This window comes from Staphylothermus marinus F1, assembly GCF_000015945.1.
GTDB lineage: Archaea > Thermoproteota > Thermoprotei_A > Sulfolobales > Desulfurococcaceae > Staphylothermus > Staphylothermus marinus.
In genome coordinates this window covers 294962-320060 of the sequence record NC_009033.1, presented here as the reverse complement: position 1 = coordinate 320060, position 25099 = coordinate 294962, and the positions used below count along the sequence as shown (strand labels likewise).

Annotated in this window: 28 protein-coding genes; 10 read left to right on the top strand and 18 right to left on the bottom strand. The window is 36.8% G+C overall.

Annotation, left to right across the window (positions count from 1 at the left end; translation table 11 throughout):
* Nucleotides 1-172: 172 nt before the first annotated feature.
* From SMAR_RS01520 to aspS, 7 genes are all read right to left on the bottom strand, one after another.
* On the bottom strand, nucleotides 173-1273 hold the full coding sequence (locus tag SMAR_RS01520; protein ID WP_011838606.1) for an ABC transporter ATP-binding protein: 1101 nt from the start codon (nucleotides 1271-1273) through the stop codon (nucleotides 173-175).
* A gap of 14 nt (nucleotides 1274-1287) precedes the next feature.
* Nucleotides 1288-2130 carry a carbohydrate ABC transporter permease gene (locus tag SMAR_RS01515; RefSeq protein ID WP_011838605.1) on the bottom strand — a complete coding sequence of 281 codons (843 nt, stop codon included), beginning with the start codon at nucleotides 2128-2130 and terminating at the stop codon, nucleotides 1288-1290.
* Between the two features lie 5 nt (nucleotides 2131-2135).
* Entirely contained in the window at nucleotides 2136-3014 is an 879-nt protein-coding gene (locus SMAR_RS01510) for a carbohydrate ABC transporter permease (RefSeq protein ID WP_011838604.1), read from the bottom strand.
* A gap of 142 nt (nucleotides 3015-3156) precedes the next feature.
* Entirely contained in the window at nucleotides 3157-4488 is a 1332-nt protein-coding gene (locus SMAR_RS01505; RefSeq protein WP_011838603.1) for an ABC transporter substrate-binding protein, read from the bottom strand.
* Nucleotides 4489-4744: 256 nt separating this feature from the next.
* Entirely contained in the window at nucleotides 4745-5881 is a 1137-nt protein-coding gene (locus SMAR_RS01500) for an inositol-3-phosphate synthase (protein WP_011838602.1), read from the bottom strand.
* Nucleotides 5882-5935: 54 nt separating this feature from the next.
* On the bottom strand, nucleotides 5936-6307 hold the full coding sequence (locus SMAR_RS01495; protein WP_011838601.1) for a PadR family transcriptional regulator: 372 nt from the start codon (nucleotides 6305-6307) through the stop codon (nucleotides 5936-5938).
* A gap of 69 nt (nucleotides 6308-6376) precedes the next feature.
* Nucleotides 6377-7633, bottom strand: a complete 1257-nt coding sequence (aspS, locus tag SMAR_RS01490) for an aspartate--tRNA(Asn) ligase (protein ID WP_011838600.1) — start codon at nucleotides 7631-7633, stop codon at nucleotides 6377-6379.
* A 487-nt stretch (nucleotides 7634-8120) separates the two neighbouring features.
* On the opposite strand from aspS, the gene SMAR_RS01485 reads away from it, so the two are divergent.
* Together SMAR_RS01485 and SMAR_RS01480 are read left to right on the top strand one after the other, a co-directional pair.
* Complete coding sequence (locus SMAR_RS01485; RefSeq protein WP_011838599.1) at nucleotides 8121-8393, top strand: 50S ribosomal protein L35ae; 273 nt, start codon at nucleotides 8121-8123, stop codon at nucleotides 8391-8393.
* A 108-nt stretch (nucleotides 8394-8501) separates the two neighbouring features.
* A complete protein-coding gene (locus SMAR_RS01480) occupies nucleotides 8502-9323 on the top strand; it encodes a hypothetical protein (RefSeq protein ID WP_011838598.1) in 822 nt (273 codons plus the stop codon).
* Nucleotides 9324-9380: 57 nt separating this feature from the next.
* Here the strand turns inward: SMAR_RS01480 and SMAR_RS01475 are convergent, their stop codons facing one another.
* Entirely contained in the window at nucleotides 9381-9737 is a 357-nt protein-coding gene (locus tag SMAR_RS01475) for a hypothetical protein (protein ID WP_011838597.1), read from the bottom strand.
* A gap of 264 nt (nucleotides 9738-10001) precedes the next feature.
* Between SMAR_RS01475 and iorA the strand changes: the two genes are divergently transcribed.
* The 3 genes from iorA (at nucleotide 10002) to SMAR_RS01460 (ending at nucleotide 13554) form a co-directional block, all read left to right on the top strand.
* The gene (iorA, locus tag SMAR_RS01470) at nucleotides 10002-11876 is read left to right on the top strand and encodes an indolepyruvate ferredoxin oxidoreductase subunit alpha (RefSeq protein ID WP_011838596.1); all 1875 of its coding nucleotides are present in this window, start codon (nucleotides 10002-10004) and stop codon (nucleotides 11874-11876) included.
* A 17-nt stretch (nucleotides 11877-11893) separates the two neighbouring features.
* Nucleotides 11894-12496 carry an indolepyruvate oxidoreductase subunit beta gene (locus SMAR_RS01465; RefSeq protein WP_011838595.1) on the top strand — a complete coding sequence of 201 codons (603 nt, stop codon included), beginning with the start codon at nucleotides 11894-11896 and terminating at the stop codon, nucleotides 12494-12496.
* A gap of 95 nt (nucleotides 12497-12591) precedes the next feature.
* Nucleotides 12592-13554, top strand: a complete 963-nt coding sequence (locus tag SMAR_RS01460; protein ID WP_011838594.1) for an NAD-dependent epimerase/dehydratase family protein — start codon at nucleotides 12592-12594, stop codon at nucleotides 13552-13554.
* Between the two features lie 137 nt (nucleotides 13555-13691).
* Here SMAR_RS01460 and SMAR_RS01455 read toward each other — a convergent pair whose 3' ends face one another.
* The 4 genes from SMAR_RS01455 to SMAR_RS01445 all read right to left on the bottom strand — a co-directional run bounded on the left by SMAR_RS01455 (nucleotide 13692) and on the right by SMAR_RS01445 (nucleotide 15004).
* Nucleotides 13692-14060, bottom strand: a complete 369-nt coding sequence (locus tag SMAR_RS01455; RefSeq protein ID WP_011838593.1) for a DUF5320 domain-containing protein — start codon at nucleotides 14058-14060, stop codon at nucleotides 13692-13694.
* A gap of 130 nt (nucleotides 14061-14190) precedes the next feature.
* Complete coding sequence (locus SMAR_RS01450; protein ID WP_011838592.1) at nucleotides 14191-14469, bottom strand: hypothetical protein; 279 nt, start codon at nucleotides 14467-14469, stop codon at nucleotides 14191-14193.
* Between the two features lie 77 nt (nucleotides 14470-14546).
* On the bottom strand, nucleotides 14547-14675 hold the full coding sequence (locus SMAR_RS08710; protein ID WP_148676827.1) for a NifB/NifX family molybdenum-iron cluster-binding protein: 129 nt from the start codon (nucleotides 14673-14675) through the stop codon (nucleotides 14547-14549).
* A gap of 92 nt (nucleotides 14676-14767) precedes the next feature.
* Nucleotides 14768-15004 (bottom strand): NifB/NifX family molybdenum-iron cluster-binding protein, encoded by a 237-nt coding sequence (locus SMAR_RS01445; RefSeq protein WP_052833778.1) that lies wholly within the window; start codon nucleotides 15002-15004, stop codon nucleotides 14768-14770.
* Nucleotides 15005-15161: 157 nt separating this feature from the next.
* On the opposite strand from SMAR_RS01445, the gene SMAR_RS01440 reads away from it, so the two are divergent.
* From SMAR_RS01440 to SMAR_RS01420, 5 genes are all read left to right on the top strand, one after another.
* On the top strand, nucleotides 15162-15752 hold the full coding sequence (locus SMAR_RS01440) for a MarC family protein (protein WP_011838591.1): 591 nt from the start codon (nucleotides 15162-15164) through the stop codon (nucleotides 15750-15752).
* A gap of 134 nt (nucleotides 15753-15886) precedes the next feature.
* On the top strand, nucleotides 15887-16258 hold the full coding sequence (locus SMAR_RS01435) for a hypothetical protein (RefSeq protein ID WP_011838590.1): 372 nt from the start codon (nucleotides 15887-15889) through the stop codon (nucleotides 16256-16258).
* Nucleotides 16259-16542: 284 nt separating this feature from the next.
* Nucleotides 16543-18126, top strand: a complete 1584-nt coding sequence (locus SMAR_RS01430; protein WP_011838589.1) for a sodium-dependent transporter — start codon at nucleotides 16543-16545, stop codon at nucleotides 18124-18126.
* Between the two features lie 113 nt (nucleotides 18127-18239).
* Complete coding sequence (locus tag SMAR_RS01425; RefSeq protein WP_011838588.1) at nucleotides 18240-18959, top strand: hypothetical protein; 720 nt, start codon at nucleotides 18240-18242, stop codon at nucleotides 18957-18959.
* Nucleotides 18960-19000: 41 nt separating this feature from the next.
* Nucleotides 19001-19651 (top strand): hypothetical protein, encoded by a 651-nt coding sequence (locus SMAR_RS01420; RefSeq protein WP_011838587.1) that lies wholly within the window; start codon nucleotides 19001-19003, stop codon nucleotides 19649-19651.
* A gap of 14 nt (nucleotides 19652-19665) precedes the next feature.
* Here SMAR_RS01420 and SMAR_RS01415 read toward each other — a convergent pair whose 3' ends face one another.
* The 6 genes from SMAR_RS01415 to SMAR_RS01390 form a co-directional block, all read right to left on the bottom strand.
* Entirely contained in the window at nucleotides 19666-20382 is a 717-nt protein-coding gene (locus SMAR_RS01415; RefSeq protein ID WP_011838586.1) for an ATP-binding cassette domain-containing protein, read from the bottom strand.
* Nucleotides 20379-21179, bottom strand: coding sequence for an ABC transporter permease (locus SMAR_RS01410; protein WP_011838585.1), 801 nt, complete (start codon nucleotides 21177-21179; stop codon nucleotides 20379-20381). The genes SMAR_RS01415 and SMAR_RS01410 overlap by 4 nt, the downstream gene beginning before the upstream one ends.
* The gene (wtpA, locus tag SMAR_RS01405) at nucleotides 21160-22206 is read right to left on the bottom strand and encodes a tungstate ABC transporter substrate-binding protein WtpA (RefSeq protein WP_244372453.1); all 1047 of its coding nucleotides are present in this window, start codon (nucleotides 22204-22206) and stop codon (nucleotides 21160-21162) included. The genes SMAR_RS01410 and wtpA overlap by 20 nt, the downstream gene beginning before the upstream one ends.
* Nucleotides 22207-22277: 71 nt before the next feature.
* Nucleotides 22278-23336 (bottom strand): substrate-binding domain-containing protein, encoded by a 1059-nt coding sequence (locus tag SMAR_RS01400; protein ID WP_011838583.1) that lies wholly within the window; start codon nucleotides 23334-23336, stop codon nucleotides 22278-22280.
* A 152-nt stretch (nucleotides 23337-23488) separates the two neighbouring features.
* On the bottom strand, nucleotides 23489-24550 hold the full coding sequence (locus tag SMAR_RS01395; protein WP_052833777.1) for an ornithine carbamoyltransferase: 1062 nt from the start codon (nucleotides 24548-24550) through the stop codon (nucleotides 23489-23491).
* A gap of 217 nt (nucleotides 24551-24767) precedes the next feature.
* A complete protein-coding gene (locus SMAR_RS01390; protein ID WP_011838581.1) occupies nucleotides 24768-24971 on the bottom strand; it encodes a hypothetical protein in 204 nt (67 codons plus the stop codon).
* Between the last annotated feature and the right edge of the window lie 128 nt (nucleotides 24972-25099).

The following is a 25099-nucleotide window of genomic DNA, read 5'->3' as shown; positions in this document are numbered from 1 at the left end:
ATAATACATGGGCGGACATGGGATGAACGATAGTTGAAACCATTACCATATATGAAATATAGGAGATAATCATTGATGTGGCGAGAAACATAAGTGACTAGAGACAAGTATATCTAGCAATTGTATCGCTCAAACTAAAAATTATTTATAATAATGGTTGTTGAATACGAGATTATATAATTACTTTTTCATCTTCTTTCTTGAATATATGTATTTTATCTATATCAATATATGCTCTCAGTGTTTCTTCGAGGAATTTATGGCTTCCACTCAGTTTGATCACTATTATATTACTTCCTGTATTTAAATGAATAATAGTGTCTGAACCTAGTGGTTCTATGAAATCTATTTTACCTTGTATCTTCGCGAGTCTCCCTGCTTTGCTCGGTATGAATTCTTCAGGGTATACATGTTCCGGCCTGATCCCTACAATCACTGTTTTACCAATGTATTCTCTTAATATCTTAGCTATGTCTTCTGGTACTTCAATCTTGAAGTCTCCCGCGTCAAGCACTATTTTATCGTTCTCGACAGTGACTGTTGCATCGAAGAAGTTCATTTGCGGCGTACCAATGAATCCGGCTACAAACTTGTTTGTCGGCTTATTATATACTTCATCAGGTGTTCCGATCTGCATGATCATACCATTATTCATAACCGCTATTCTATCCCCCATAGTCATTGCTTCTACTTGGTCATGTGTAACATATATTGTGGTAACCTTGATTTTTCTCTGAAGCTTCTTCAACTCACTCCTCATTTTAACCCTGAGTAATGCATCTAGATTGCTTAACGGTTCATCCATTAATAATACATCTGGTTCAACAACAATAGCTCTAGCAACAGCAACCCTCTGCCTCTGCCCACCGGATAGTTGGTGAGGATATCTATCAAGCAATTCTTCAATTTGTAGAAGCTCAGCTGCCCATCTAACCTTCTTCCTAATCTCCTCCTTAGGAATTCCTTTAATCTTTAGTGGGAAAGCTATGTTATCGAAAACCTTCATATGAGGCCATACAGCATAGCTTTGGAAAACCATTGAGACATTTCTCTCACGAGGCGGCAGATATGTTACGTCTTTATTACCAAAAATAACCCTTCCCTTATCCGGTCTTTCAAGACCAGCGATTATTCTTAACGTGGTTGTTTTACCACAACCCGATGGACCTAGTAGGACTATGAATTCTCCATTATTCACATCTAAATCTATACCTCTTAAAGCGACTGTTTTACCAAATCTTTTTACAACATTTCTTAGATGTACATCCACCATATGTGTCACCCCCTCTACTTAAGGGTTATACCCCACATTTGAATCAAATATTTGCCAGCTACGAAAACGAAGACAAGTGCTGGAACAACCATTATGAATGCTGCGGCGAATTTGATGAAATCTGTTGATGCTAATGCTGATTGTAGAACGAATGCAGGCAGTGTTCTATTTCTAAATGTCAAGACTGCTGCAATAAATACTTCGTTCCATGACATAATAAATGTAAATATTGCTGCAGCTGTTAATCCCGGTAGTGCTAGTGGCATTGTTATTCTTAGAAATGCTTGTATCCTGCTTAAACCAAAGATTAAACCAGCTTCCTCAAGCTCAACGGGGACTCCAGCAAATATGCTTGAAGTAATTAATACGACAAAGGGTGTAGCCATAGCTGTATGTGCCAATGCAACTCCTAGGAGTGTATCGTTTAGCCCCAGCTGTAAATAAAGAGTTACCAGGGGTACAGCAATAACTATTATGGGGAACATTCTAAGCCCTACAAGAAATAGTTTTAAAGAGTCTTTTCCGCGGAACTTGTATCTTGCAAAAGCATATCCTGCTGGAAGACCTATTATGAAGCTGAATAGAATCGTTAGTAAAGCGACTATAACACTATTAATTATTGCCTGTCCAGCTCCGAGGTCAAGCAAGCTCTTTACATGCTCGAAAGTATATCTTGTAGGAATAATAATGTATCTATCATAGTATTGTAGAGGATCTGATAAAGCATAAATGATTGTCATAATAAATGGTAGTACAACCCATGTAACAACAATAATAACTGTAGCAGCAAATAATATCTTGAACAAATAATATTTTACCACTGATTTCTTCTCTAAAATAATTTGTTCCTCACCCATAATGCTCAAGCCTCCAAATACCTGGCTTTAAAGAGTTTTGTATAGATATACCCGATCAATACAGAAATCAATGCTATGATTAACGCATATAGAGAAGCCACACCTGGATGGTGAAGCTGTGTTTGTTCATAATATGCTTCCCCAGCAAGAACAGGTATGTCTCTTCCCGCAAGAGTCCATACTACTCCGAATATTTGGAAAGCAAACAGTGTTCTAATAATTAATGCTGCTTGGAGACTCGGCAACAACATGGGGAAAACAATGTATCTAAACCTCTGCCATGTTGTGGCGCCAAATACTTCTGCTGCTTCATAGTATTCTCTGCTAATCATTTGTAAACCTGCAAACAATATTACGAAGACAATAGCTGTAGCTCTCCAAACCTCCGTAATAACTATTGCTAAAAACTCCATATCCCTATTCGCAGCTCCAAAAAACCTGACAGGCTCACTTATTATTCCCGCAGAAACCAATAATTTATTGAAGAAACCATTAGGGCTAAGCATAACATACCATATTAGACCAGCTGCAACATCACTAATAGTTAATGGTAGTATAACTGAGTAGACAGCTAAATTATGTCCTTTAAAAGGCACATTCATTAATAAAGCTATGGCAAACGCTACACTCACTTGTATCGGAATAATAACTGCTGCAAGAAGCAACGTATACTTTAATGCATCCCAGAACTTTGATAATGGACTATAAAGTAAATAATCAAGATTAGCCGTTGTAAACTGCCCATTCTCGAAGAAAGCTAAGCCAACAGCTTGTACAAGGGGATAACCAATAAAGAAAATCATGTAGAGCAGTGCAGGCATCAATAATAAATAGGGAATATATTTCTCGATCTTAACCATAAATGGGATCTCTTCACTATCCAATCCATAAAACCCTCCTAAATCCTCTCAAATCCTACATGGACTATCAGGGTAACTCACAGATTTCAATATGGTATATGAAAAAAAGGTGTATATATTTATGTGGTTTTATCCCTAAAATATTGTTTTTATTAGAATTTATTGTTTAGCCAACCGGCTGATCTGGTGGTGGTAATGGCAGGTTCTGGCTCTGGAACAGATTTATTAGTTGTGGGTAGAGGCTGTCAAGTGTTGATTTGATATCTTCATTGTTCAATACTATTTTCTCAAATGCTGTTAGATATATTTGTTTGAAGTCTCCACCCTTAGCTCCTAGGCTGGGTATGAGTGCTACTAATGCGTCCGATGTTGATTCCTGAGCTATAACACCTTTAGCTAGTACTTGTAATGGGCCTGCTGGAACTTTCGCGGAGGCTTCCTTAACTGTTGGGAAGAATCCAACCTTTTCTAGTACCTTGACCTGTGTTTCGGGTCTTGTTAGGTAATCTATAAGCTTCCATGCTGCATCCTCGTGTGGTGCACCCTTTGGTATAGCTAGTCCAACTACTACTAGGATGAAGCCTCTTCCCTTTGGCCCACGTGGCACTGGAACTACATCGAACTGGTCAGGTTTCTGCTCAATAGCATCCTTGATACGGGCTGTGTGGTCCCATGCAATCCAAACATCTCCTCTTAGTAGTGGGTCAGCCATTGCATCATATGTTGTGCTCTCTGGTACGACATATTTCCATAATTCTTTGAGATACTGCCACATAGCAACTGCGTCGGTGCTGTTAAAGTTCTTTACTTGTGCTCCTGTAAATGATGGATAGAGGTATCCGTGTAGGAATCTAACGAACAACCCGTTAGGTCCTGCTGGGAATCCTAGTTTTGGCCCGCCCGTCTTCTCATAAAGGTTCTTTGCCCACGCTAATAATGCATCATATGTCCACTTATCTGTTCCCTTCATAACGTCTTCCTTAGTTAACCCTGGTGGTAGATAATCCCATGCCTTCTTGTTAACTACCATAACATATGTTGCTGTCATCCATGGAACATAGGCTTTAATACCATGTATATGGCTGTATTTTTCGAGAACATCTGGGAATGTTCTCCCACTTAATGCTGGGAACTTGCTTAAGTCTTCTATCCATCCCTGGCTAGCAAAATAATCTATTCCGCCGTGAAGTTCTCCGATGAGATCAATGGTTACCTTACCGCTTTGCATTTCGCTCTGGAGCCTTGTGTTTAGTTCATCATAGCTTAAACCAACAAATTCTACTTTGATCCCTGTTTCTTGAGTAAATGGTGGCAGTAGTTCTCCCTTAACAAACGCTTGCTCTTGTGGAGGGACAAGCTGGGTTGATGCCCATGTAATAGTTACTTGTTGCTGTTGCTGTGTAGACGTGTACCACCAATAGGCTCCTCCAGCAATAGCTACTATAACAATGATAGTTATTATGATCGCGATGGTTTTAGAAATAGCTTCATAGCCCATTTTTATACACCTATAATACTACAATTATAGACTATATATTAATATATAGATTGGTGAATAAAAAGTGTTACTCCATTACAACTAAAATAGTTGCTACAATCTAAATTTATTTATTTATATAATTATTCAAACGTATTAGCTACAACTCTAACCTATAAATATTTTTCCCAACTAAGTAGTCTGACATGATAGTTACTAGATGTGGAGGTGTAATTATTTAAAAATTTTAAATGCTGTAATGCTACTATTTTTATTTTTAAGTATTTATCCTTAGCCATGATAATAGTTTATCGTATGCTTTAGTCTTAGCTATTGATTTAGCTTTATATGGTCCGGGATTTTTCATGTAGAACGCGTTGATTTCATATATTGTACCATAAGCTTTTTTATCAAGCGCTATTTTACCGAGCCTCACGAGATCAATTAGTAGCCCTGCGAGTGCTGGGCTATCATTTATTCTCGCCACAATGTATAGTTCATCCTTGAAGTTGTTGAAGCTTAAATACTCTATAATCATTGCAACAAATTTTCTATCACCAAGCGGCTCTAAATATCCTGTGGGTCTAATATAGTTTGGAACACTATAACCTAGTATATCCTCTACAATACTGCTCTTAGTTTTCTTCTTCATAGTGTTTCTATCAGGTTGATCCAATGCTAGAAAATCAGAATTTCCACCAATATTGAACTGTGCTATATCTAGTACTCTCCTATTACGTTCATGTAGATGTTCTAGGAGATCAGCTGTTAATGGAGTTGCTCCAGTTGCCCCATCATCTCCGAACACTACAGCATTGTTTCTTCTAAATAAATCTACGAACCCTGGATCATTTGCTATAGGGGAAGGGATTGCATTTATAAATACTGCGGATTTTACTCTTCTAGAATACTCAGCAACAGCATATGCGTATGCTTGGCTAGCACTTATTTTTCCCTCATCTATTCTCTTCTCTATTTTTTCAACACTACCAATAACTTCAGCTGGCTCGGTAGTTATAACATTAATAAATACATCCGCGTTAAGAGATCTCCATTCATCAACTAATTGATCAATAGCTTCTCTAAGACTTCTCCCTTTTTCTATACCTTCAGCCTTAAAAGGTAGACCCTTTAAACTATCAAGGTGTATGCCTCTTTTAACAACTATGTCTTTGAGGGTTTCAGGGACTTCTTCTTTCGGAAAAACTCTTAATGCTATATCATATATTGTTTTACCTACTTTTTCATTGTCCACATCATATGATCCAACAATCTCTATGTTTTTATATGGAATAGGTATTTTTCTCCCCAATGGAACACCGTAATCTAAAATAATGTTTTGTTTCAGTCTTTCAATACCAACTGCAAAATGAGTTCCAACAAGGCCTTGCCCAATAATTACTACACGGATCATCTTAATACGGCACCTTCACGAATTTAGTTAATATTGTTGAGAGATGTGGAGGGGCTATGTTTTGTTTTCATCTATAAATTGATTAGATGAATTAGTCTTGTCTCTGACAGAGTTGTTTAGAACGAGTTTTGATAATAGTTCCTTAATCAGATTTATTCCTTGCTTAAAAGCTTCATATCCTTTTTCAGTAATCTTATAGTATTTTTCGCCATTGCTTATTTTCTTAATTAATCCTTCACGCTCCATCCGATAAATAACTGTATATGTGGTTATTGCTGGAACCTTGATATCATATTCTTCTCTCAAATACTTCCTTGCATCATATCCTCTTATTTCTCCATGGTCCATTATTATCTTTAATATATAGATCCATAGGTTTTCAACAGTTATTTTCCGCTTTAATCTCTCAACTGCTTTAATAGTCATATCTTAGAGCCCCTCCTAACAAATAATAGATAGAATATTTGCAATTAAAAATATTTGTCTAGACAAATATTAGGGAACAAGACGCGTCCTATCTCTTACGAAAAGTATTGCTTCACGAATATTTTCTAGACCAAGCATTTTCATCATTAAACGCTCAATACCCAATCCAAAACCACCATGCGGAGGCATGCCATATTTGAAAGCTTCTAGATAGAATGCGAAGTCTTCGGGATTCAATCCTTTATCTTTTAAGGCAGATACTAGTTTATCATATCTATGCTCTCTCTGACCACCACTAGCTATTTCTAAGCCTTTATAGTCTAGATCAAATTTTCTAGTATGATAACCATCTTCTTCACGCATATAATAGAACCCTGTTGCTTGCCATGGAAATCCTATTATGAAATATATCTTGTATCCTTTCTCCTCCATGATCTCGCCAAGTTTCTTCTCAGCTGCATCACTAAGATCTTCTCCTTCCGATACTTCTAATCCTTCTGAACGCAGTAGATCTATTGCTTCCTCAAATTTCAGCCTCTTAAATGGTTTATCGAGCTTCTCAATCTCAATTCCTAAGGTTTCTTGTTCTTCAACATAGTTTTTCCTTATATAGTTGTTAATGTATACTATGAGGTCCTCAAGAGTATTTAGTACATCTTCAACACTATCTATGAATCCTTGCTCGGCATCAATACCCCATGATTCATTCAAATGTCTTGTAGTGTTGAATTTTTCTGCCCTAAAATAAGGTGTTATCTCAAATACTCTTGGAAACCCGGCTATAAGCATTTGTTTATATAATTGTGGGCTCTGACTAAGATAAGCTTTATTCTCGAAATACTGAACTGGGAAAAGTGTTGCTCCACCTTCTGCACCAGCAGCTACTATTTTAGGTGTGTGTATCTCTATGAATCCATTATTGTTAAAGTATTGTCTAGCTGCTTCAATAATTCCTGCTCTAATACGAAAAATTGCTTTCTCAACAGGATTTCTTACTAGGAGATATCTATACTTGATCCTTGTATCTAGGAGAGCGGGCACTTTCCCAACTGTATCTACTGGTAAAGGCTCTAATGGCTTACTATATATCTTTAGTTTTTTAACAATATATTCTACTCCACGCTTACTCTTCTGCACAGGAGATTTTTCTCCTTCAAAGCACAATGCTGTCCCTACACTAAGCTTCTTCGCTTCCTCATATAGTTCTGGCTCCCGATTCTTCTTCAACACTAATACATAAGGTTTCACACTAGTGTTGCCACTAACCTCAATAATCACAACTTTACCAACAATTTTCAAACGAATTATCCATCCACAAATCCGCAAATCAATATCACCATATTTGATAGACTCTACATAGTTGATTGAATTATTTGATAATAAAACATTATCTATGAATTATATAAAACTATGAAGTTTCGTCTGCGAGATCCTTAACTAGAAATTCTACAATGATTTATATAAAAGAGTTCCATAATATGAACAATTATCCTGTTTTTATAACATATATCAAGCATTTAACATTGTTATGAGTTTAAAAAATATAAGGAATAAAACAATAAATATATAATGGCCAACCGCCTACGCCTCCAGGTCCCGGGCCCCCCGGGCAAAGATGAGGCTTGACATTAAATAGTAATGTCAAGTAGATAGCCCGGGGATACTCCACCTGGAGGCGCCCCCTCGAGGAGGAGGGGGTGGAGCCGGTGGTGGAGTTGCCTGGGCCGCCGGCTCCGTGGGCGGGCTAAAACATTTTCTAAAAATTCTTTGTAAGCAGTTTTGTCTAAATACTGGGGTATGGGAGGGTTTCCCAATGATCCGTGCCCCAGGTTTAATAATTAGTTTCCGTAGAGGACCTAGGTATCAATATAATAGACAGGTTCTCATCAAGATCTTGGATGAAAATATTCCTAGAAGGAGCCTTGTGGGTGCTAGAGTAGAGTATGTCGATAAGCATGGGAATAGGTATGTTGGTAGAATAGTTAGGGTTCACGGGAAGGGATGGAATAATGTATACAGAGCAATATTTTACCATGGATTACCGGGGCAAGCAATTAATTCAAGAGTAGTTGTGATTAAGAAATAACTTATCCATAATAATAATATCGAAATAATTGTCGATACCCCTCTTTAAAAACCCTGCATTTATTTATTGGAGACCCATCAATAATGTATTCCCTGGTGTAATGCTGTTTTGCCGAGAAAGAAGACTAGACCCAGAAAAAACAAATCAATACTAGACTATTTTTCAGAGTTTAAAGAGTCGAAGAAACAAGCAGTTAATAGTGTGGAATCAAAAACAAGTAGTTCCAATAATAGATCTGGAGGAAAAAAGACAGAAGAGTCCTTGGAAAAACAAGTTTCTCAGAAGACTCTAGGGGTGGAACCGGGGGGTTCCCGAAAGAAACAGCCAACAATAACAAACAACACACCACTCATAAAGAACAATAAAAACGAATTATTAGAATTACTCAACATACTGGAAACAGGTAAGAAGAAAACTAGTAAACAAATAGGAGAACTGGAAGGTTTTAAACAATCATCAACACCTCTCCTAGGCAAGAACATAAATGTTGTATTTAAAGGAAGCATAATGGATGTTGACTTAAGACAACTTAAGCTACCAACCGGCAGTATATTGGAGGAAATATTTGAGAAGGGTCTTGGAAAAGATGATATCATATGTTATAATAATGGTAAGTGTAGTGATGGTATAAGTGTAGGGGAAACATATACTGATAAATACGGTTTTCTCAGACAAAGAGGATACATTAATACTACCAGGCTACCCATATATATGGATTGGATAGTTGAAGAAGGAGTAGTAAAACCAATACTTGCAAGAGCGTATGGTTTAAAAACTAATCGTGGAGCAGTAGCATTAATACCCGAAGACTATCTATGCGAACTCGAATTACGCTATGGAATAAAGTTGTTAAACTATGATAAGTGTAAAGGATATAAATCCATAGTTGAATGGGGAACAAAGTCTTCTAGACGTAGGCGTAGGAAATAATAGGAAGAAGAAAAGAAAGAGAATAATAAAAATAATATAGTAAAAAATATTTGATCCTCACTGTTCTGGAGGTCTATAATATGTTTTTGGCATTGCTATATCGCTCATAAGTCTAGGTGTTCTCCTCCTTCTTCTGCGCCTTGTTTTTCTAGGTTTCCACTTCATATCTGGTGTTCCAAGGCTTCCATCGGGAAACTCTATGATCGCTCCAAGTGCTAATAAGTGGTTAACTGCTTTCCTAAGCCTGTCCTCACCAGCTATACCGCTAAACTCTCTTACTAGTTCGTCGAAGAACATTGGCCGTCCTTTCTCTTTAATAGTTTCTAGCACCATTTCCGGCAGTTCTTCGTCTCTAGGGGCTAATGCTACTACTACTTCTTGGTCTTCGTAAACAACCTTCTTGACGCGAGGCATATTCTACCACCTGGGAAACATTTCTCTATGTTATATAGTGGGAACGATTATATATAAATTCTTTGTTGGAACAATCCCACTAAAATGTATTGGAACGATCATATATTTTCACATATTTATAAGGAACAATAAATATGTATCGCCGTATTTATTAAACCTTTCATATAACAATTTGTAATAGCTTAGAACACGTGCTTCTAAGGAGGTGGCTTCATTATTCCAAAAACAGATCTCCTAGCTTCTAAAGGCTCAAAAATATTATTGATGGGCAATGAAGCAATAGCACGTGGAGCATTAGAGGCTGGAATATGTTTTGCATCAGCATATCCAGGCACGCCATCTACAGAGATAGTTGAGAGCTTAGCAAGTGTTGCTAAGGAAGCTGGAATATATGTTGAGTGGAGCACGAATGAGAAAGTCGCTTTTGAAGCCGCATATGCTGCAGCTATTAGTTATGTTAGAAGCTTAGTGGCAATGAAGCATGTCGGTGTAAATGTTGCCGCAGATATATTGATGAGTAGCGGATATGCTGGAACAAACGCTGGATTCATAATTGTATCAGCAGATGATCCTGGACAACATAGTAGCCAGAATGAACAAGATAATAGATGGTATGGAATGTTATCACATATACCAGTAGTTGAGCCAAGCAGTCCTAGAGACGCATATAAACTGGTAAAGGAAGCGTATAGGCTAAGCGAGAAATATAAGCAACCAATAATCTTTAGATCAACAACTAGAATAAGCCATACAAGACAGCCTGTGCTCTTAGAAGAAGATGTTCCAGCTGAGAAAAAATGCAGAGGAAAATTTGAGAGAACTATTGAGAGATGGGTGCTTGTTCCAGCGCATGGTAGGAAACAAAAACGTAGAATGATGAATGTATGGAAACAAATAAGGGAGGAAGAGGGGCATCCACCATTTATAACAGTATTTAATCCTGGAAGAAGAAAAGTGATAATAGCGGATGGAATAGCTTATGCACATGTAGCGGAAGCACTAGAACTCATGGGTAAAACAAATGAATACACAGTTGTAAAAGTAAATCTACCAGTTCCCCTACCATATAAACCCATAGTTGAAACACTACAAGATGCTAAACATGTATTAATAGTTGAAGAACTTGACCCAGTTGTTGAAATGCAGGTTAAACAAGTAATGTATGAAAACGGGTTAGCACCTGACCTGCACGGCAAAGACTTTGTTCCCGAGAACGGAGAACTAGACCTGGACACAGTTTATAGAAGCATAGCATTGTTTGAGGGAAGAGAACCAGTTGCTCCATGGGAGCCTATGAAACCATTAGATCTAACACCTAAGATACCTCCTAGACCACCAGTTATGTGTCCTGGTTGTCCACATAGAAACACCTTCTATATTGTGAAAGTAGCTGCTAACAAGGCTCGTTCAAAGAATCCAATATTCACAGGCGATATTGGATGCTATACGCTGGGTTATCAGAAACCATTCTATACACAAATGACTAGTTTCGAGATGGGTGGAAGTATAGGTGTAGCTCATGGGCTAAGCAAAGTTGTTGATGAACCAGTAATAGCTGTTATTGGTGATTCAACATTTTATCATGCAGGAATACCTGGATCAATAAATATCATCTATAACAAGGGTAAAAGCATAGTTTTAGTCCTAGACAACTTCTATACAGCAATGACTGGTCACCAACCACATCCTGGAACAGGGAAGACTGCTATGGGTGAGGAAACATATCGTGTACCAATAGAGAAAATATTGGAGACAATAGGGTTTGAAACATATGTGATAAACCCGATGAACGTGAAGGAATCAATAAACAAAGTTGCTGAAGCATTTGAGAAATACAAGGAGGGTAAACCAGTAGCTATTGTTTCTAGGATGAAATGTGCTCTACAAGCAATACGAGACGCTAGACATAAGGGTATCAAATTACCTGTCTATACTATACTTCAAGATAAATGTACAGGTTGTATGGTATGTGTTAATCTATTGGGATGCCCAGCAATAATTGTTCCTAAGGGAGCTAAGAAACCAGTAATATTGTCTGAACTCTGTGCTGGATGCGGACTATGTGCTCAAGTATGTCCATTCAACGCTATAGTTTTGAAGGAGAAAGGCTCGCCTAACTGGATAGAAGCATGGTTCTAGATAGGAGGTGGAAATGTATGCCTAAAAGATACAATATAGTCGTAGCTGGAGTAGGCGGGCAAGGATTACTGACTCTTGGAAGAGTATTAGGGAACGCAGCTATAGAGGCTGGAATAGATGTATCAATAGCTGAAACACACGGATTATCACAGCGTGGCGGGAGCTTAATAGTTCAGATAAGACTTGGTGAAGGAGAATCACCAATGATTCCTCGAGGGGCAGCAGATCTACTAATAGGGCTGGAAGCATTAGAAACAGCTAGACAGATCATATACGCTAATAAAGAGACGAGAATAGTTATGAACAAGTTCATATGGCCTCCCCCACTAGAAATATATCCAGACTTAGACCAGATAATTGAGAAGATCAAGGGGAGAAAACTAAGACTATATGTAATAGATGCCAACAAGATCTCTGAGGAAATAGTGGGATCAATAATATCTGCAAACATGGCTATCCTAGGATACTCTTATGCAGTAGATCCTGGTTTACAAGAGCGGCTAGAATATAAGCACCTAGTAAAAGGGCTTGAAAGAGTATTTCGTGGAAAAGTACTAGAGCTAAATAAGAAGGTCTTAGCAACAGCATACGATCTCGGGAGAAAACAAGTAGAAAAATAAAGAGACGAAATTAAAATATTATTATTTTTAATCCTTTAATACTTGTGATTAAACATATATATTTTTATTATGAATTTATTGGGATAGGTGGAATAGTGCTTAGCAGAATACTTGTAACTGGAGGAGCTGGTTTTATTGGAAGCCACCTAGTAGACGAGCTTCTCAGCCGTGGTTATTATGTGAGAGTTATTGATAATCTAAGTAGTGGTTCACTAAGAAATATACAGCATCATATGGGAGAGAAAAACTTTGATTTTGTAAAGGGAGACCTGAAAAACATTGATGATATTAATAATTCTCTCAAAGATATTGATGCTGTTTTTCATCTAGCCGCTAATCCCGAGGTTAGATTGAGCACGACATCTCCCGAGATACATTTTAGAGAAAACATTGTTGCTACATTCAACTTATTAGAGGCGATCCGTAGAAATGGTGGTGTTAAAGTATTAGTGTTTGCTAGTTCAAGTACAGTATATGGTGATCCGCAAATAATACCTACTCCGGAAACACACGAGATAAGACCGATCAGTGTATATGGGGCTTCTAAAGCTGCTTGTGAATCGTTAATATGCTCATATGCTCATCTATACGGGTTCAAAGCATTATCGCTGAGATACGCTAATATTGTTGGTCCAAGATTGAATCATGGAGTAATATACGATTTCATATTGAAGCTGAAAAGGAACCCGGAAATTCTAGAAGTACTCGGTGATGGTACTCAAAAGAAAAGCTACCTATATGTTAAAGACGCTGTAGATGCAACACTTTATGTCTTTGAAAGAATAAACAAAACATATGATGTATACAATATCGGCAACGAGGATTGGATAACAGTCCGTGAAATAGCTGAAATAGTTGCTGAAGCAATGGGTGTTACACCAAGAATAATATATAGTGGGGGAACACCGGATGGTAGAGGATGGCCAGGAGACGTTAAATACATGTTGCTAAGCATAGATAAGCTGAAAAAACTAGGGTGGAAACCAAAATATAGTAGTCGTGAAGCAGTAAAACTCACAGCCAATGCATTGGTCAGAGAAATAATAGCTGGACAATAAAACACTATATTACAATATAATATATATTGCTTAAATACAGCTTTCTTCTAGATGTTTCAATTAAACAATCCTAAAAGGAACATATTTTAAATACAGAAGAAATATGCAATTATAGTGAAATGTAAAAAATAATAGTTTTATCTATAAGTTGTTTCTCCACCTTGTTTCTTCAGTAATTCTTTCAGCTCCTTGATTCTCTCCTCTACAGATTTAAGCTCTTCCTGTAGCTCCTTGAGATCCTCTTCTAATGATTTCTTATAATCTTCAAGCATTGCAAGTTCTTCTTCAGGGCTCATAGGGAAAGGTGGTGGCGGAAAATATGGTGGGATAGGATGATACACTGGTTGTAGTGGTTGTGGAGGTTGCCCTTGTTGAACTGGCCGTTGTATTTGCTGTGTTTGTTGTTGATATGGGTATTGGTAGGGGTAAGGGTATGGTGGAATATACCATGGTGGCGGGGGGAAGTACCTATATTTTCTCATTATTTTATACCACCAGTAGCTCATTCGGAATACACCATGTTAGCTCTCGCTTGTCTTCGCATATGTTTTATATTGTTTAAGGCTCTTAATGAATGTCTCCGGTGGTAGATAAGCATAATACCATGTAGGTGGAGGCGGGTACCAGCTCACGGCTTCACCACCAGCCCCACCATGGTCTAAAATAATAGTATGGTGCTGGATAATGTGTCGGAGTATATGGTGTTATATACGGAGTTGTATAGTATGGGTAATAGTACCATGGATACCAGTAGTATCCGAGCCACGGATAAAGCCATCCACATGCTCCTCTTCCATAGATCCATCCTGGTCTCTGCCATGGTGGTAAATAGCTGAAGGGACCGTTTCCTGGCCATGGTCCACGCCATCCTCCTCTACCTCTACCCCATCCTCCGAAGCCTGGGAACCAAGCCACACATATACACCTCTCGGAATTGTTTCATTATTAGCTATGGTTAAGAAGGTTAATAAAAATTGTTCATATGCACAAAATCACCTATTAAGAACCGCCCCTTTAAGAGCATCAATAGCTCTAGAACTAGGAGGGACTGTGTAGACACTAATACCGTAGTGTTGAAGCATAGCTTGTGCATTAGGGCCTATGGTGGATACTATAACAATTCTCGCACCAGCTCATGCAATAAATTGTGTAAAGGAGAAACCAGCTCCTCCACCTCCCATGGCATAAGGGTTCTGTATTGGATATATATTAGCTAATTATCATTTATTATATCAATAAACAATACATATGGAGCACGTGCAAAGACCGGTGAAACATGCGATTCTAAACCATTATTGTCATTGACACATACGGCTACTCTAATACCATTAGGTGGCGGAGGCGGTAATTGCAACTGGATAGGTTGATAAGGTTGAAAACCACTGGGGCCCCTACCTGTCCATGGAGATCTGCCTCTGCCTCTACCCCATCCATAACCTTGCCAAGACATACTAGATCACCTAATACTTGTAAATTATGAATAAATAATATGGATTAAACCATATTAGCATTTTCACATAATACTAAACAATTATAATCCAATAATAGCGTTTAAACAAACATATACAAGTAATGAATTGATCAAATAGTAAACAATGGTGGTAAATATGGAGATAGATGTTTACCAATTAGTATCAGCAATACTAATGTTGTTCGTAGTCCTTGATGCTCCAGGTAATGCTCCGCTATTTTATTTCTTCACAAAAGATATGGAGCCGTGGAAGAGAATATATACTATTCGTAAAAGCATTATTGTAGCGGCATTTATACTATTACTATTTGGTTTGTTCGGCGACTATATATTACTATATTTTGATATAACAGTTAATGATTTCAGAATAGCTGGTGGAATAATATTATTCATATATGCTGTACTAGGAATACTCGGACATACAACAGCTGAAGAAGTGAGCGGTGAGGAAATAGCGGTAGTACCACTAGCTACACCATTATTAGCTGGTCCAGGATCAATTACGGTGGTTATTTATCTTAAATATAGTATGGGACTATTACTAACAATGCTAAGTATAGCAATTAATATGATTATAGCATGGATATTGCTTGAAAATGGAGGAAAGCTTCTACAGCTTCTCGGAAAACAAGGAAGTACTGTTTTAAGCAAAATACTTGCAATTCTATTAGCGGCATATTCTGTAGCAATGATACGAGAAGGCATAATATCATTGATTAACATATAAACAGTGACTAGTGAAAAACTATATATCAATTCCACATGGGAAGTTGGACGTATATAATATAGTTGTAAATCCTTATAAGTACAGTATTAAATACTATTGTAAACAGTAAGAAAACAGTCAAGCTGGTGATCTTGTTGGCAGAAGATCTTCCAGACCATTTAAAAATGAAATTAATGAAAAAGATTATGAGCAAAGTTATGAGATCTAGTGAAGAAAAGAAACAGATCGAGAAAGAAAAAACTGATCCTGAGAAGATTGTTTGGGAAAAACTTAGCGATGAACGTGCCAGAGAATTAATGTCTAAAGCGAAAGTTCTCTATCCTGATAAATACCCACTAGTAATCCAAGTCTTTTATGCTTTAATTCAGCAAGGAAAAATAAACGAATTCGATGGTTACACAACTCTGCTTCTGCTTCATAGATTGGGTGTTCCAGTAAAACCTGATCTAAGAATAAGATTTGTTAAACATGGTAAAGAAGTTGATATGAAAGAATATCTCGGATAACTAAATATTTACTCATTGAATACATCTACATTGCAGCAAAACCATGGGATCCTCTTTTAAACCCGCCTACAAGTAGTAAATCGATTAGTGTTTTCAACATAATTATTCCTAATATGAAAATATATAAAGCAATTAGGAATAGTTAATCTAATTATATAGCTTGACGAGCTTCTATAATTTAATTTAATTCATTGAGAAAATTATATCATAATCCATAACTCTTATATAAATGACATAATCTGTAAATATAAGTGTATGTAGGAAAATGGTGGGGTGGGATACTCGTGGGTGAGGTGCGTAGAGAGCACTGGGCAACAAAGATAGGGCTAATATTGGCAATGGCTGGAAATGCAGTAGGCTTAGGAAACTTTATTAGATTCCCGGCTAAAGCTGCAGCATATGGTGGAGGAGCATATCTGATCCCATATTTTCTAGCATTAGTGTTACTAGGAATACCTATCATGTTTGTTGAATGGACGCTAGGTAGGCATGGCGGGTTACATGGACATGGACACTTAGCTCCAATGATGTATATTGTCAGCAAGAAAAAGCTATCTCCTAAATCCGCGGCGACATTTGCAATTATCGGTGGAGCTGTAGCTTTTGTTACAGGAGTAATGATTACAGGTTATTATACTAATATTATTGGATGGATGGGCTATTACTCAGTAGCATCTTTAACTGGTCAATTCAGTGGATTAAAAACAGCTGATGATGCTGGAGCATTCTTCGTGAACTTCTTAACCAATCCAGCTCTCAGCTTAACAGCATGGCTTATATCATTATTTATAATGATTAGCATAGTATCAAGAGGTGTTAGAAGAGGAATTGAGATAGCAGCTAAAATAATGATGCCCACACTATTCATTGAGGGAATAATTCTAGTAGTATTATCTCTAACACTTGGTGCACCCATAAAGCCTGAATGGAGTTCCCTACGAGGATTTGAATGGTTATGGACACCTAAGCTTGAAAAATTAAGCAATCCAGCGACTTTTATTGAAGGCGCTGGCCAAATATTCTTTACTTTAAGTATTGGTATTGCAGGTATAATACCTAACTATGCTAGCTATCTAAGAAGAGAAGAAGACTTGCCGCTAAGCGCCTTAACAACAACTTCTCTCAACGAGTTCGCAGAAGTAGTTATGGGTGCAAGCATTGCTATACCCCTAGCATATGCTTTTGGAGGACCAGACTTTATAGCACTAGTAGAAGCTGGTAAGATTTCAGGGTTTGGAGTAGCTATATCTGCTTTGCCACCATTGTTCGGTAGATTAGGAGCTGTAGGTGCAATAGGAGGTTTCCTATGGTTCTCGCTCCTATGGTTCGCTGGAGTGACTAGTGCAATAGCATTAATCAACGTATTAATTACCATATTCGTTGAAGACTTTAAACTGAATCGTGTAAGGGGTGCATTAATAGCATTCATAATAATATTCATAACAGGTGTTTTCGTAAACATTGAGGCAGCTATGAAGACTCAGCAACTAACTGATTATCTAGACTTAGCAGACTTCTATGCAGGATCACTGCTGTTATTAGTAGTGGCATTATTCGAGGTAGTGGCTGCTCTTTGGCTTTGGGGAGTGGATGATAGCTATGAAGAACTACATCGTGGAGCATACATGACTGTGCCTAAATGGTACTGGAAATATGTAACAGGAATAATTTCGCCGCTCTACCTATTAATACTGCTTGGATGGTTCATTTATACTGCATTTCTAAAAGGTGAAGTAGTGGCTGCAGCAAGACCCGATAATGTATTTGGCTGGATAGGTGTAGCTATGATAATAATAATGTTTATCGTCGGCTTAATCATAAACTATAAGGCATTAAAGAATAGATACCCACAAGAACTAGGAGGCTGAAAACATGGCTCCCGAAGCACTTGGGTTCCTAGCCTTTGGCTGGGGAATAGTATTTCTACTATTAATATTTGTAGCATATAAGTGGACTTCTGCGAGGAAGAGGAGAAAAGAAAGTGGCTAAAACCGATGAAATCCTCAGAGACACAATAAACATGCTTAAAAAGATGAAATCAAAAATAAACAATATTTTTTCACCAATTCCAAATCTCGAGAAAACATATGCGTTAATAGATGAGTCGATTAATATTATCAATGATATTATTAGGAAGAAAAAATATGACTATCCAGATCTAGCTTCTAAAATATATGAGAAGACAGATGAGATTAACAAAAACATTTTTAATATTAGAAAAAATCCTCACCTCTTATTAGAGGAAATTAAAAAACTGAGAAAATATATAGCAGCATCATACTATGACTTCACAGGGGAAATAGATAAGGTGAGGAAGGCTTATAGAGAATTCATTACAGCTTTCACAATAACATTGATTCTACTACCTATATTTTTTGGATTCAGCATATTATTTATCGGCTTCCTCTTATTCCCATTGCTTATATCAATACATGCTTACCGAGCGAGGAGAAAACTGGGATTAATTATTTCATCCGCCTTAATACCTATATCATTGTTTATATGTTTTCAAGCAATGCTTTACATGCTATACGCCTTCATGGACAACGGAGAAATATATAGAATAGTAAACGCACTCAACATATCACCACTAATAGCATATATTATAGTAATAGTCATAGGAGGGCTTGGAACTATAGGCCTAATACTCAGTCTTAAATCCTTCCTTACACTATACAAGTCTCTAGATGCATTTATCTAACTAATATTATCGAAGAACATATTACGAGGTATTGTAATGAAATGTCAGAGATACTTCATAAAGCGATAGAGAAACTAGAGGAGTCGTCTAAAGTAGCTAAGAAAAAACAATTGATTAAACATGCGGAGAGAATAGATAGGATTATAAAGTACGCCGAGAAATCATTTAGTATTCTTGTTGAAAATGATAAGAATAAGCTTAGAGAACTATATTCGAAAACAGTTAAAATTAAGGAGACAATTAAGAACATTGCTGGACAAGATAACAAACAAGTAATCGATGATTTAATAGATGACATATTAATTTATATTACGTTTTTAACAAGTGATGCTTCAAAAATTAATAGATCAACACTTCATTTAATAATAGGCTTCATATTTACATTACCCATTACATTACCATATAACCCCTTGTTTACGTTCTCATTAGTATTATTAATTATCTCTGCTTTAATAACAAGACATATAGGTAAAGTATATAATAAAACATATTTCTACTTAGCATTAATACTTCCATTATATGCGATATTGTTTGATTCATATATCGCGGTATTAGATATAGTGAGCATACTAAGTAATATTTGGGTTCAAACGGTTTTTGTAGAATTATCTTTATCGTTGATAGCTCTCTTTTTCTTATTGTATAGCCTGATCCTAACTATAAAAGCGAGAAGGATCCATATTTTAACATAAAATACTATTCATTTTTATAAGCGATTTAGTATAGGCTTTAACTCTTCGATGTAGGGTTTAGCATATTTTGTGTCTAAAAATTCTTCTACAGAGAATTTCCCGATAAGTTTTCCTCTCTCTACATATGCTATGTGGTCACCTAGATCTATTGCTTCAACAATATCATGTGTAACATGTATAGCTGTAAATTTTATTTTCTTTCTTAGCTCCTTAATGAAAGATCTTATTTTAACCCTGTTTCCAGGATCAATGCTTGCAAGCGGCTCGTCTAAAAGAATAATTTCAGGCTCAACTATGAGAGCTCTTGCCAATGCAACCCTCTGTTTCTCGCCGCCACTGAGTGTATCAGGTTTTCTCTCGAGAAGATGTTCAATACCTAGAATCCTACTGATCTCTAAGATCCTTTTCTCAATAGTATTATTATCATAACCCCTAATTATGAGGCCGAAACCTATGTTTTCCCTAACAGTCATGTGGGGGAAGAGACCATAATCTTGGGGAATTAATACAAATCCTCTCTTCTCGGGAGGTAGCTTGACTATGTTTTTATTGTTTACAAGTATTTCTCCTCGGAGAGGTTTTATGAATCCTGCGAGTGTGTGGAGAAATACTGTTTTCCCTACACCGCTTGGACCCATGACTATTAAGTATTCATTATCGTTAATGCTTAAATATGGTATGCTTAGTTTAAAACCACCTATTTCAACGTATAGATCACGTATTTCTATCATTTCTTAAATAACACCCTTATACCTATGAATGCGAAAAGCGATAATAATACAACTACTGATGATAATGATGTTGTATACCTTAATCCGTAAGTATTAAACCATTCATAGATCAATACATTTATTGTCTTCGGATAATATGCTACGATAAGTATAGAGCCGACCTCGCTTAATGCTCTAGCCCATGATAACAGAAATCCAACGATTATATTAGGTAATAGTAGAGGCAACGTTATCTTTATAAATGTAATCCATCTACTCGCACCCAAACTTCTAGCAACAAACTCTAAAGAAACACTGATCTTCTCATAGCCTAGCTTTAATGTATCAATCATTATTGGAAAAGAAACAAACAACATTGCCGCGACAATTCCCCAGAAACTATTCTCTATAGATAACCCTAAAATATGTGGTAGATCACTAAATAATCCATTACGTCCATAAGCTAGTAGAATCATTATTCCAACAATTGTATGCGGGATCATTAATGGAACATCTATGAGTCCCTCAATAAATTGTTTTCCTTTAAAACTATATCGGGCCAATAAATAAGCTGTAGGAATACCTATGAATAAAAGTATTAGTGTAGAAGTTATTGATGCTTGAATAGTTAATAATAACGCTGGATATGCTTGGCGAGAAAACACATTATCTTGTAACCATACCTGAGAAAATGTTTCTGGGTCAGCACTTATGAATAAAGCGATTATAGGTGATAAAATAAATAAAATACCTAGAGATGAAATGGTTACGAAGACTAATAAGAATCCCTCAATTTTTCTAAGACTCTGAACCTGCAATGCTCCTTAACTCCTCTGGGATCTTTCCATATACTATAAACTCGTCGAGATATGGCTGGCCCTTTTCCTCGAAGATTTCTCTGCCAGTATTACCTAGTAGAAATTTTAGGAACTTTAAAGCTTCGCTTCTATGGGGGGCATTATCTAGAACTGTGATACCATATATTATTGGAGACATCGCTATGGATTTTTCTTTATCGGTACCGACGAGTATCTTTACAATAACTTTTCCATAGAAATAAGCATATTTCGGATTACCTAGGTTAATTTGATCCGGTAGCTTAATGTATTTTAAATGATGTTGTACAGCAACACTTTGATATTCAAATGCGTAATCAATTGTTCCAGCTTCTACCAGCGATATTAAGTCAACACTTTTAGATCTAATAATTAAATTACTGTTCTCGCTCACCTTAAGATCAGCGGGTACAATTAGGTTCAAGGTATCGTTAACTTTTTCTACAGCAATATTCGTTTTATTAAGCAGTAAGTTCTCTAGAATACTTGTATCATTATAGTATATTGATGCCAAACCAATAATGCCCACCGAGCGATAACCACATGGATCCTTGTTTGGATCAGAAAAGCCCCATTTTACATCGTTTCTCATCAAGATCTTATACCATTCACTAGGATTGTTTTCCAGTATTTCATGGTATTTTGATTTATCAGTATATACAAGAACTACTTGATTTGTTGCAAATCCTATATACCAACTAGTATAGTTTGGGACAAGGAATGTTGGAATAAGTCTATAATCGGCTACTGCGATAATATCAGCTTCTCTTCCAAGATCGGTTACTTTACGAATAGCTTCAACACTGCCACTGGCTTCAATATATATGTTTACTCCATATTTCTCACTATATTTCGAAGCTATCTCATCTAATGGTATCTTTAATGAGCCAGCAGCGAATATTATGATCTCAGAAGTCTTAGTATTATGTGTATAGTAGTAGTATCCGGTGAGAGATGCTATAATTAAAACAATTAAGCCTATTATTATGGGCATCTTTAACTTATCCAAGTAGATCGCCATTTATTAATTATCGGATATCCGATAATTAAATCAACAATAATACATAATAAAAATCTTACTCAGAAAAACAGTACTTCACCAATGTTCTCAGGCACATTATAGCCGGGCATGCTTTTTATATTTTCAATAAATTCTTTCGACTTAATTGTTTCGATTAAGTCTTTATAGAATTTATCTTCTATCTTCTCCCTTCTAACAATTATATCGAAATTCTCCCACTTAATATGGTTGAAGTATAGATTGTATGCTCTGGCAACCCATTCAATACCTATCCCCACATCTGCTTTACCAGTAGAAACTTGCTCTGCAACCTCATAATGAGTATATGCAGTGTTATTGTATTCTCTAATCCTAGACCTAATAATGTCTATTCTAGTATTCCTCTTCTTAGCTTCAAGTCTTAGAATGTATTCTAATAATTGCCTACTACCAGATCCCTCATTTCTATTTATAAGCCTAAATGATCCATTGAGGAGTTTTTCAATGATCTCTTCAAAACTAATCCTAGATCGTGTTATGAACCCTATACTTCTAAGCCATCCTCTCACCAGTGCTAGGCTGGTTGAACCACCATATTTCTTTATAAATGATACATTATACTCACCAGTATTAGGGTCTAATAGATGTGTTCCGGAGAAGTCTGATTCACCAAGTATTATTGATGATAAACCCTTTAATGAACCGATCCAATGTACTTCAACAATGTATCCTTTATACCTCAATAAGCTCGCTAAATAACTTATGACAATATCGTGGCTTCCAGCATACACGTATATTTTCTGAGAAGCCTCAGGTTTAAGAGGTATTTCCACACTGAATTCCTTATGAAAATACTTTTTATAAGCAGAAATATATCTCTCCAATAAATTCAAGCCAACACTCGTTAGCCTCGCACCACCCTTAGCACCACGATGCTTCTCAACTATTCTCTTACCCAATATATTCTCTATTCTCGTCAACATATCCCAAGCACTACTATATGATAACCCTAATGCCCGACTAGCAGATAATATTGAGCCGTAGCGGTTGATTAGAAAAAGTAGCTTAGCCGATAACTCATCCAAAACCACATTACCATCTAGGACGAGTTTAAGTTCCAAATATTCTCTCAAATCCATTAGTATACACCACTAGTTTTATGAAAAATCTTACATGGATAATTAGTATTTTCATGTTTTCAACATTCATGATCATCTATTACATAATATAGTAAAGAAGTAATATAAGATGAAAAAGAAGTAGTAGGAATTAAAAATTGTTAAACTATATTTTACTTTACTCCAAACATTGTTAATGCTAGAACTGCTGCTTTTGTCCATAATCCGTTTTCTGCTTGTTCATATATTATTGATCTCTTTGGATCATCTATGACGTCGTCGTCTGCTTCATAGTTTCTCATTATTGGTAATACATGCATTAGTACGCCGTGCTTATCCATTTTATCGAATAGTTCACGTGTTACTTTCCAGTCCTTGTATTTCTCATATATTCTTAGTTCTTCGTCCTTGAACTTACTATATCCTAGCTGTACTAGTTTTGGTGAAGCCCAGTTTCTCGGGAATACTGCGTGTGCTCCCTCTAGGGCTTCCTTATAGTTGTCTGTGAATTCTAGTGATCCACCGTGTTCTTTGGCTAGTTGCTTTGCTTTCTCAACTAGTTTGGGATCTAGGTCGAAGCCTGGTGGGCGTGCAACTACTACGTCTACTCCGAATCTTGGGAAGAGAATCATGTCTTCTTGTACACTGCACCATCCACGTATTTCTGGGCTATAAGCCCACATTATAACGTATTTCTTGCCTTCAACTTTTCCGAATCTCTCCCTGAACGTGTATAGGTCTGCTAATCCCTGTGTTGGATGAAACATGTCGTCAGCCATATTTATTACTGGGACATTCGCTGCTTTTGCTATTTCTCTTATATAGCTGTTTCCACGTCCATATATGTAATCGATTGCTTTGTCAAGTATACGTACTCCTATACCATGGCCGTATCTCTCATACATTACTGCAACATCCTTCACAGCTTCACCAACCTTCTCCTCTTTACCCCAAGCCATACGAGTTGTTTTAGCTTCAATATATGCTGCATGCCCTCCAAGATAATGCATTGCTGCTTCAAACGCTGCTCTCGTCCTTGTCGAGGGAGCGAAGAACAGCATGAAGAATACTTTTCGCTCAAGGATCTTGGGTATAGCTTCTACGCCATAATAGTGAGCTGTCCATTTAAGTTCCTCGGCGAGCTTTAATGCGATTTCTAATTCTTCATCACTCCAATCTAGCGTGGATATCAGATCTTTTCCACTAAGATCTCTCACAAGATGCCTCAAACACATGTCACCTCTGGAGACAATATATGTTACATAATTGATTTATAGATTGTTCAAGAATAAAAAGAGTAGCATCGGGAATATAAATAAGCATATCGAACAAATATACAATAATAATATAACAATGCATACCTATCATAACATTGCAAGAAATAGAATAGGAAGCTCTAGCGCGTAAGGCTGTAATTCATGCGTTAACACGGTATTTTTCAGATATGTTTTTCTATGTTAACTTTACAGCAGTTGTATAAGATCCCAATATGACTGCTTGGAACCATATTAGAATAAATAAATAGCCTAGATCAATTATACCTATACGATCAACGAATAACCACGTTATCCCAATAGTATATGCAACAATAGTGACCACACCATGCAGTATCCCGGCTTTTCTAGCCCTACTACTTCTTATTCCACCTATTTTCATCCACTCTGTTGGAAGAGGGAGCCAGTCAAAGAATGCAGTTAGTACAAATAACTATTTTATATTGTAGAAGAATGCTGTTATAAATAATGCTCCAGCAACAGCTACACATAGCAATGTTTTTAATATAG